The sequence below is a fragment of the Bradyrhizobium sp. AUGA SZCCT0105 genome, from assembly GCF_018129565.1.
GTDB lineage: Bacteria > Pseudomonadota > Alphaproteobacteria > Rhizobiales > Xanthobacteraceae > Bradyrhizobium.
The window spans coordinates 1-7,613 of sequence record NZ_JAFCMK010000024.1; the positions used below are offsets into that span (position 1 = coordinate 1).

Genomic DNA, 7,613 nt, shown 5'->3' on the forward strand with positions numbered 1-7,613 from the left:
CACGGCGTCAAGCGCCAAGGACCCAACGGCTTCCCGCCCACCCCATCATGACAGACTTCCAAGACACAGGGACCCATAACCACCGGCTTGGGTCGTGGGAGCGATAGCGGCCCCAGCGAAGCGTAACAACTTTCATTCGTGGTAATGGGTCCCGGCTTTCGCTGGGACGACGATCATGATGCGGCTTCCTTTTTCGCGAGCCCGAACGCTTCGGCAAGCAGGCTGTACGACTTCTTCCGCGCCGCGTGATCGTAGACCGCAGTGATCACCATCAGCTCATCCGCCTGGCTCGCCGCGATCAGCGGCTCTAGCTTCGTCATCACGGTTGCGGGGCTGCCGACGAAGAAGCGTGCGCGGTTGCGCGCGATCGAGGCGCGCTCGGCGTCGGTGTAGGGATAGGCCTCTGCCTCCTCGACGCTCGGCAGCGGCAGATACTGGCCGCGATCGCGGCGCAGCCGGTTGAGATCCATCGACATCGCAAGCCGCTCGGCTTCCGCGTCGGTCTCCGCCGCAACGGCCGCGACCGCCAGGATCGACTGCGGCGCCGCACGCCAGCCCGACGGGTTGAAATGCGCGCGATAATTCGTCATCGCCGCAATTGCGTCGTGAGTTGCAAAATGGTGCGCGAACGCAAAGCCCATCCCGACCTGCGCGGCGAGTTCGGCGGAATAGTCGCTCGAGCCGAGCAGCCAGATCGGCGGCAGCGGCGAATCGTCCGGCATCGCCACCACATTGTTGTAGGGATGGCCGGCCGAAAAATCGCGCGTCTCCCAAAGTGTCAGCTCATGCAGCCGCTCGAGGAAATCGTCGCCCTCGCGGCGATCGAGCCGGCTGCGCAGCGCGTAAGCGGTGGCGCCATCGGTGCCGGGTGCACGGCCGAGGCCGAGATCGATGCGGCCGGGAAACAGCGCCTCCAGCATCTTGAAGCGTTCGGCGACCACGAGGGGCGCGTGGTTGGGCAGCATCACGCCACCGGAGCCGACGCGGATATGCTGCGTCACCGCCGCGATCTGCCCGATCATCAGATCGGGCGCCGGGCTCGCGACCGAGGCGAGGTTGTGGTGTTCGGCGAGCCAGTATCTGACGTAGCCGAGGCCATCGACATGGCGCGCCAGGTCGATGCTGTTGCGGAGCGCAGCGGCGGGCCTGGTGCCTGTGGTGACGACGGACAGGTCGAGGACGGAGAGCGGGATCATGGCCGACAACCTAATGCGGCGCCACGGGGCGACAAAGACGCCGGCCGCGCAGACCAGTCCCGCACCGGAAAGTCGGCGCGGGTCATCGCAGCTCTTGGGACGAAACACGAAGATTCGTTAACATGCAGTTCTGCCCACGGCAGATACGGGCATCCAACTGATTCCAGAATAATGTTTTTATTCATATAATTCAATGAATTAATTCCATTGTTCGCCAATTGATGGCGCAGCCCACCACTCGTTCTCGACCGCTCATTTTGAGCACATCATCGTCTTTAATGGGCAATTTCCCATATCCGATGGGCTGTTTCGGCCCACCGGTTTCGCCTATCTTGAGGCCTCCATATCCAGGCCGGACGTCTGCCCTCCAGTTGCGGAGCCCTTGCGTATCATGACCGAGACCATTTCCTCCCTGCCGAACGGGCAGCGCGCGCCGAAAGTGCCGAAAATCTCCTTCGAGTTCTTCCCGCCGAAGACCGAGGAGATGGAGCGCAGTCTCTGGGAGACCATCAATCGCCTGGCACCGCTGACGCCGAACTTCGTCTCGGTCACCTACGGCGCCGGCGGCTCGACCCGCGAGCGCACCCATTCCACCATCAGCCGCATCCTCCGCGAGACCGATCTGCTGCCGGCCGCGCATCTGACCTGCGTCAGTGCTTCGCGCGGTGAGATCGACGAGATCGTCGACCGCTATCATGAGGTCGGCGTCCGCCACATCGTGGCGCTGCGCGGCGATCCGCCCGGCGGCATCGGCACGCCCTACTTCACCCATCCGGACGGCTACCAGAGCTCCGCCGAGCTCGTCGCCGCCATCAAGAAGCGCCACGCCGACATCGAGATCTCGGTGTCCGCCTATCCGGAGAAGCATCCGGAAGCCGCCGATTTCGACACGGACATCGACACGCTGAAGGCCAAGGTCGACGCCGGAGCGACGCGCGCGATCACCCAGGTGTTCTTCGACAACGACCTCTACCATCGCTATGTCGACCGGGTGCGCGCACGCGGCATCGAGATTCCGATCGTGCCGGGCATCATGCCGATGCACAATTTCAAGCAGGCCCGCAATTTCGTCACCCGCGCCGGCACCAGCGTGCCGGATTGGCTCGCCGAGAAGTTCGAGGGCCTCGACAACGACGCCGAGACCCGCAAGCTGGTCGCCGCCACCGTCGCCGCCGGCCAGGTGCAGAAGCTCTTCAAGCACGGCGTCGACACCTTCCACTTCTACACCATGAACCGCGCGGACCTCGTGTTCGCGATCAGCCACCTGCTCGGCATCCGGCCGACCGGTGCCCAAAAAGCTGCCTGACCAGAAAGCAATCGATGTCCGTTCCCGTTTCCCCCAAGCGTAACGCTTTGCTCGCGGCTGCCCGCGAGCGCATCCTGGTGCTCGACGGCGCCATGGGCACGATGATCCAGGGCTTGCAGTTCGACGAAGCCGCCTTCCGTGGCGCGCGCTTTGCGGACTTCCACCGCGACATCAAGGGCAACAACGATCTCCTGATCCTGACCCAGGCTGAGGCGATCACGGACATCCACGCCGCCTACCTGCGTGCCGGTGCCGACATCGTCGCGACCAATACCTTCTCTTCCACCTCGATCGCGCAGGCCGACTACGACATGTCGGACCTCGCCTATGAGCTCAACCTGCAGGGCGCGCGGCTGGCGCGTGCGGCCGCGGAGCGGGTGAGCGCCGAGGACGGCAAGCCGCGCTTCGTCGCCGGAGCGCTTGGCCCGACCAACCGCACCGCCTCGATCTCGCCCGACGTCTCCAATCCCGGCTATCGCGCGGTGACCTTCGACGATCTGCGCAAGGCCTATGGCGAACAGGCCAAGGGCCTGCTGGACGGCGGCGCCGACCTGCTGCTGGTCGAGACCATCTTCGACACGCTGAACGCCAAGGCGGCGCTGTACGCGATCGCCGAGCTCATCGAGGAGCGCGGCATCGACGTGCCCGTGATGATTTCCGGCACCATCACCGACAAGTCCGGCCGCCTGCTCTCCGGGCAGTTGCCGGAGGCGTTCTGGCATTCGGTGCGGCACGCCAAGCCGATCACGATCGGCTTCAACTGCGCACTCGGCGCCGAGGATTTGCGCGCGCACATCGCCGATATCGGCCGCGTCGCCGACACGCTGGTCTGCGCTTACCCCAATGCCGGCCTGCCCAACGAGTTCGGCCAGTATGACGAGACGCCGGACTACATGGCGCGGCTGATCGGCGAATTCGCCGCCGCCGGCCTCGTCAACATCGTCGGCGGCTGCTGCGGCACCACGCCCGACCATATCGCGGCGATCGCCAGGGCTGTCGCTCCGCACAAGCCGCGCGTCGTGCCCGAGATCGAACCGCGGCTCAAGCTCTCGGGCCTCGAGCCGTTCACGCTGACCGACGCGATTCCCTTCGTGAACGTCGGCGAGCGCACCAACGTCACCGGTTCGGCGCGCTTCCGCAAGCTGATCACCGCGGGCGACTACACCGCCGCGCTTCAGGTCGCGCGCGACCAGGTCGAGAACGGCGCCCAGGTCATCGACGTCAACATGGACGAGGGCCTGCTCGATTCCGAAGCGGCGATGGTGACGTTCCTCAACCTCGTCGCCGCCGAGCCCGACATCGCGCGGGTGCCCGTGATGGTCGACTCCTCGAAATTCCACGTCATCGAGGCCGGCCTGAAATGCATCCAGGGCAAGCCGATCGTGAACTCGATCTCGATGAAGGAAGGCGAGGAGAAGTTCCTGCACGAGGCGACGGTCGCCAAGCGTCACGGCGCCGCCGTGGTGGTGATGGCGTTCGACGAGACCGGGCAAGCCGACACGTTCGCGCGCAAGACCGAGATCTGCAAGCGCGCCTACGACTTGCTGGTCAACCGGCTCGACTTCCCGCCCGAGGACATCATCTTCGATCCGAATATTTTTGCGATCGCGACCGGCCTCGAGGAGCACAACAATTACGGCGTCGACTTCATCGAGGCGACGCGCTGGATTCGGCAGAACCTGCCCGGCGCGCACATCTCCGGCGGCGTCTCCAACCTGTCGTTCTCGTTCCGCGGCAACGAGCCGGTGCGCGAGGCGATGCACTCGGTGTTCCTGTATCACGCCATCCATGCCGGCATGGACATGGGCATCGTCAATGCCGGGCAGATGATCGTCTATGACGACATCGACCCCGAGCTGCGCCAGACCTGCGAGGACGTCATCCTCAACCGCGATCCGGGCGCATCAGAGCGGCTGCTGGCGCTTGCCGAGAAATTCCGCGGCAAGGAGAAGCAGACTAAGGAGCAGGATCTCGCCTGGCGCGAATGGCCGGTCGAGAAGCGACTGTCGCACGCGCTGGTGCACGGCATCACCGAGTTCATCGAGGCTGACACCGAGGCCGCCCGCCAGAACACGTCCCGTCCGCTCGACGTCATCGAGGGGCCGCTGATGGCCGGCATGAACGTGGTCGGCGACCTCTTCGGCGACGGCAAAATGTTCCTGCCGCAGGTCGTGAAGTCGGCCCGCGTGATGAAGCAGGCGGTCGCCTACCTGATGCCGTTCATGGAGGAGGAGAAGGCGCGCAACCTCGCCAATGGCATCACCGGCGGCCGCAACGCCGCGGGCAAGATCGTGCTCGCGACCGTGAAGGGCGACGTCCACGACATCGGCAAGAACATCGTCGGCATCGTGCTCCAGTGCAACAATTTCGAGGTCATCGACCTCGGCGTCATGGTGCCCGCCAACAAGATCATCGAGACCGCGAAGGCCGAGGGCGCCGACATCATCGGCCTGTCCGGCCTGATCACGCCCTCGCTCGACGAGATGAGCTTCCTTGCGGGCGAACTTGAACGGCTGGGCATGAACGTACCGCTGCTGATCGGCGGCGCCACCACCAGCCGGGTGCATACCGCCGTGAAAATCGACCCGAACTATCCGGGCGGTCCGGTCGTGCATGTCAATGACGCGAGCCGCGCCGTCGGCGTCGCCTCCTCGCTGCTGTCGGCCGAAAAGAAGCAGGCCTATGCCGCCGAGGTGCGCGCCGAATACGCAAAAATCTCGACGGCGCATTTCCGCGCCCAGGCCGACAAGAAGCGGCTGAAGCTGAACGTCGCCCGCGCCAACAAGGTCGCGATCGACTTTGCGGCAGTGCCGCCGAAGAAGCCGACCTTCTTCGGGCTGAAGAGTTTCGACGCCTACGACCTCGCGGAGCTCGCCGATTACATCGACTGGACGCCGTTCTTCCAGACCTGGGAGCTGACCGGCCGCTTCCCGGCGATCCTCGACGATCCCAAGGTCGGCGAGGTCGCGCGCTCGCTCTATGCCGACGCGCGCAAGATGCTCGACACGATCATCAAGGAGAGGTGGTTCACTGCGCGGGCCACCATCGGCTTCTGGCCGGCGAACGCGGTCGGTGACGACATCGAGGTCTATGCCGACGAGACGCGACGCGAGAAGATCGCGACCTTCCACACGCTCCGCCAGCAGCTGGAGAAGCGCGAGGGCCGCTTCAACGCCGCGCTGTCCGACTTCGTCGCGCCAAAGGAGACCGGCGTGGCCGACTATATCGGTGGCTTCGTCGTCACCGCGGGGATCGGCGAGGATGCGGTCGCCGACCGCTTCAAGAACGCCAATGACGATTACTCCTCGATCCTGTGCAAGGCGCTGGCCGATCGTCTCGCGGAAGCCTTTGCCGAGCGCATGCACCAGCGCGTGCGCAAGGAGTTCTGGGGCTATGCGCCCGGCGAGGCCTCGTCGCCGGACGAATTGATCCTCGAGAAATATGACGGTATCCGCCCCGCGCCCGGCTATCCGGCGCAGCCCGACCACACCGAGAAGCGGACGCTGTTCGCGCTGCTCGATGCCGAGAACACGTCCGGCGTGAAGCTGACCGAGAGCTACGCGATGTGGCCGGGCTCGTCGGTTTCGGGCCTGTATTTCTCGCACCCCGAAAGCTTCTATTTCGGCGTCGGCAAGATCGAGCGCGACCAGGTCGAGGACTACGCCGCGCGCAAGGCCATGACGGTCGCCGAGGTCGAGCGCTGGCTCGCGCCGGTGTTGAACTACATCCCATCGCAGGACGGCGCCAAGGGCCAGGCGATCGCGCCCGCCGCGACGCCCGCCAACGATGAGGAGTCTCGGGAACTGGCCTCGCATCCGCAGGGCTGCACCTGCGCGGTGCACCTCGCCTGGCGGAAGAAGAAGGTGGGTGCGGGGTAGGCATCCGCGATGCCGTAGCCCGGATGCAGCGAAGCGCAATCCGGGATAGACTGCGACGGAACGACGACCGATCCCGGATTACGCTTGCGCTTCATCCGGGCTACGGGCCGCGTCGTTTGGCGCAGTGAGAATTTCCCCATGCAGTTCTTCTCCTTCTGGCGATCGCTGGCGAGCTTTCGGGTGCGGATCGCGCTCAATCTGAAGGGCGTGCCGGCGGAGGTCGTGTTCGTCGACATCGATGCGGACGCGCATCGCGCCGATGCCTACCGCAAGATCAATCCGCAGATGGCGCTGCCGGCGCTGGTGACCGAGGATGGCACGGTGCTGTTCCAGTCGCTCGCGATCATCGACTATCTCGACGAGACCTATCCGAGCCCGCCGCTGCTGCCGTCCGATGCGCTCGGCCGCGCCCGGGTGCGCGGGCTTGCGCTGATCGTCGCCTGCGAGGGCCATCCGCTGCTGACGCCACGGGTGCGCCGCTATCTCGACCGCGAGCTCGATCTGCGCGACAGCCAGCAGAACGCGTGGCGGCGGCACTGGACGGTCGAGACGCTGGCGGCGCTCGAGGGCCACCTCGCCGGCCACAAGGCAACGGGCCAGTTCTGTCACGGCGATGCGCCGACCCTCGCCGATATCTGCCTGGTCGGCCATGTCACCGCGGCGATCAACCAGCAGATCAGCCTGTCGCCCTGGCCGACCGTGAAGCGCATCCACGACACCGCGATGGCGCTGCCGGCGTTCGCCAAGGCGCATCCCTCCGCGCAGCCGGATACGCCCGAGGCGATGCGGGCGAAGGCAACGTAGGGAATCTCCGCATCGTCGTCCTGGCGAAAGCCAGGACCCATACGCCGCAGCGGATGCTGTGAGCGGGACTCGTCGTTCGAGCGTCGCACAACAATGCGCATTTTGGGGTAATGGGTCCTGGCTTTCGCCAGGACGACGATGAGGATGGATCGCAGTTCAAGACGTCAAACAACGCGGTGTCATCACCCGCGCATGCGGGTGATCCAGTATTCCAGAGGCGCCAGTGCTTGAGTCGCGACGCCACAGCGCCCTCCAGGCGTGGTCCAGGCGAAGGCCGGGACCCATACTCCGCAGCAGCTGTTGTGAGCGGGACTCGTTGTTCCAGCGTCGCGCAAGATAGTCATTCGTGGTTATGGGTCCCTGTGTCTTGGAAGTCTGTCATGATGGGGTGGGCGGGAAGCCGTTGGGTCCTTGGCGCTTGACGCCGTG

Annotated in this window: 4 protein-coding genes; 3 read left to right on the forward strand and 1 reads right to left on the reverse strand. The window is 65.3% G+C overall.

Annotated features, from left to right (window positions below; translation table 11 throughout):
- Nucleotides 1-173: 173 nt before the first annotated feature.
- On the reverse strand, nucleotides 174-1,196 hold the full coding sequence (locus JQ573_RS39935) for an LLM class flavin-dependent oxidoreductase (RefSeq protein ID WP_212320516.1): 1,023 nt from the start codon (nucleotides 1,194-1,196) through the stop codon (nucleotides 174-176).
- A gap of 391 nt (nucleotides 1,197-1,587) precedes the next feature.
- On the opposite strand from JQ573_RS39935, the gene metF reads away from it, so the two are divergent.
- The 3 genes from metF (at nucleotide 1,588) to maiA (ending at nucleotide 7,184) form a co-directional block, all read left to right on the forward strand.
- Nucleotides 1,588-2,502 carry a methylenetetrahydrofolate reductase [NAD(P)H] gene (gene metF, locus JQ573_RS39940; protein WP_212320518.1) on the forward strand — a complete coding sequence of 305 codons (915 nt, stop codon included), beginning with the start codon at nucleotides 1,588-1,590 and terminating at the stop codon, nucleotides 2,500-2,502.
- A 14-nt stretch (nucleotides 2,503-2,516) separates the two neighbouring features.
- Nucleotides 2,517-6,380 (forward strand): methionine synthase, encoded by a 3,864-nt coding sequence (gene metH / locus JQ573_RS39945; RefSeq protein WP_212320520.1) that lies wholly within the window; start codon nucleotides 2,517-2,519, stop codon nucleotides 6,378-6,380.
- 138 nt (nucleotides 6,381-6,518) lie between these two features.
- On the forward strand, nucleotides 6,519-7,184 hold the full coding sequence (gene maiA, locus JQ573_RS39950; protein WP_212320522.1) for a maleylacetoacetate isomerase: 666 nt from the start codon (nucleotides 6,519-6,521) through the stop codon (nucleotides 7,182-7,184).
- The last annotated feature ends 429 nt before the right edge of the window (nucleotides 7,185-7,613 follow it).